Annotated in this window: 1 protein-coding gene and 1 pseudogene; both read left to right on the top strand. The window is 61.6% G+C overall.

Annotation, left to right across the window (positions count from 1 at the left end):
• The first annotated feature begins 80 nt into the window (after positions 1-80).
• On the top strand, positions 81-1,022 hold the full coding sequence (msrP, locus tag EXZ48_RS34465; protein ID WP_130521559.1) for a protein-methionine-sulfoxide reductase catalytic subunit MsrP: 942 nt from the start codon (positions 81-83) through the stop codon (positions 1,020-1,022).
• Positions 1,022-1,492 (top strand): annotated as a pseudogene (gene msrQ, locus EXZ48_RS34470) (protein-methionine-sulfoxide reductase heme-binding subunit MsrQ); the annotation flags it as partial. The gene msrP and the pseudogene msrQ, both read left to right, overlap by 1 nt.
• Positions 1,493-1,634: the final 142 nt, after the last annotated feature.

Consider the following 1,634-nt stretch of genomic DNA (forward strand, 5'->3'; position numbering starts at 1 on the left):
CGGTTTGCACCAGAGATTCAGATTCACCGCACTTTGGGAAGGCCAAAGAGTCGAGGTCAGCGAGGCGGCGTATAAGCACAATGTTCCTCTATCGCCCGCCACGAATCGCAGCCTCGGAAATCACCCCGCAAAGCTGTTTCTTCAGTCGTCGCTCGTTTCTGGCCGCTTCCGCCGGCGGCGCGATCGCGGCTGTCGGCACACCAGCCTTCGCCGAAGCCCTGAAGGCGTCGAAGACCCGCTACATGGTTGACGAGACCCTGACGCCCGAAAAGGACGTCACCAGCTACAACAATTTCTATGAATTCGGTCTGGGAAAGGGCGATCCGGCAGCAAACTCCGAAAATTTCAAAGCAACGCCATGGACGGTCAAGGTGGACGGCTTGGTCGGCAAGCCGAAGGAATTCGGCCTCGAGCAGCTGCTGGCGATGCCGCTGGAGGACCGGGTCTATCGCATGCGCTGCGTCGAGGCTTGGTCAATGGTCGTTCCTTGGGTGGGCTTTCCGCTTTCGGCCCTGCTCGACAAGGTGGAGCCGCTGGGTGACGCGAAATATGTCGCGTTCGAAACGGTCGTACGGCCGGAGGAAATGCCGGGGCAATCGGGCTACTTCCAGTCGCTGCCCTGGCCCTATGTCGAGGGCCTGCGGCTCGACGAGGCCCGCCATCCGCTGGCGATCCTCGCCGTCGGCGTCTATGGCAAGACGCTGCCGAACCAAAACGGCGCGCCCATCCGCCTGGTCGTTCCCTGGAAATACGGCTTCAAGGGCATCAAGTCGATCGTGAAGATCACCCTCACCGACAAGCAGCCATCCTCGACCTGGAACCTTTCCGCACCGGACGAGTACGGCTTCTACGCCAACGTCAATCCTGACGTCGACCACCCACGCTGGAGCCAGGCGAGCGAGAACCGCATCGGCGAAGGCGGCTTCTTCGGCGCGAACCGTCGGCCGACCCTGCCCTTCAACGGCTATGCCGAGGATGTCGCCAGCCTCTATAGCGGCATGGACCTTCGGGCGAACTACTGATGGCCAGCCTCCCCGCCCTGCCCCGAAAATATCATGCGACCTCGATCTGGCTGCTCTATGCCGCCGGTCTCATGCCTGCCGCCTATGGCTTCTGGCTCGAGGCGACGGGGCGCCTGCCGGGCAATCCCGTGAAGGAGATCGAACACCTGCTCGGCCTGTGGGCGCTGCGCTTCCTCGTGGCGACGCTGACGATCACACCGCTGCGCGATCTCGCCGGGATTAACTGGATCCGCTATCGCCGCGCGCTCGGGCTGCTCGCCTTCTGGTACGTGCTGATGCACTTCCTGACCTATATGGTGTTCGATCAGTACCTGAATTTCTCCGCCATCCTCACCGATATCGCCCGCCGCCCCTTCGTCACCATCGGCATGGCCGCCTTCGTGATGCTCATTCCGCTGGCGCTGACCTCCAACAACTGGTCGATCCGCAGGCTCGGGCCGCGCTGGGTGAAGCTGCACAAGCTTGTCTATTTCATCGGTAAGCCCACGGTGAGGGCCGCCTTGTGAGGTGACGCTGAACATCGGAAGTCCTAGTACAAACACTAGGGATAGTCCTATGACGAAGCATCCGATTGAAGTGATCACGTCTGTTGAGCGCCGTCGACGCTGGTCT

The sequence above is a fragment of the Shinella sp. JR1-6 genome (assembly GCF_004284735.1).
In the GTDB taxonomy this organism is placed as follows: domain Bacteria; phylum Pseudomonadota; class Alphaproteobacteria; order Rhizobiales; family Rhizobiaceae; genus Shinella.

Bases quoted from the DNA above. Each gene is read 5' to 3' on its own strand.
- msrP (WP_130521559.1), top strand. From the start codon at position 81: ATGTTCCTCTATCGCCCGCCACGAATCGCAGCCTCGGAAATCACCCCG.